This window comes from Pseudomonas sp. AC463 (genome assembly GCF_979253585.1).
In genome coordinates this window covers 1-281 of sequence record NZ_CEEDDZ010000486.1, presented here as the reverse complement: position 1 = coordinate 281, position 281 = coordinate 1, and the positions used below count along the sequence as shown (strand labels likewise).

At 70.5% G+C, this 281-nt stretch carries 1 protein-coding gene; it reads left to right on the top strand.

The genetic code is table 11. The features are described from left to right. The coding region (locus tag AC0IYH_RS31085) for a DUF4345 domain-containing protein (protein WP_471838039.1) at positions 1-281 on the top strand (281 nt) is incomplete at both ends.

Sequence of the window (281 nt, the reverse complement as noted above, 5' to 3'; positions counted from 1 at the left end):
CCAGATCGCCTGCCTGCTGCCGCTGGTCGTCGGCGGACAGGGCATCGTTCACGGCCCCGCGCCGTTCGGCCACCTGACCGACGCTCCACGCGATCTCGACAGCCATTTCCGCTACATTTCCGGCATCTTCTTCGCGACCGGGCTCGGCTTCCTGTCCTGCGTGCCCGCCGTCGAAACGAAGGGGGCGCGCTTTCGCCTGCTCGGCGGCCTGATCGTCGTCGGTGGGCTGGCGCGCGGCGTGTCGCTGATCGCGGTTGGGGTGCCCTCGACCGGCCACGTCC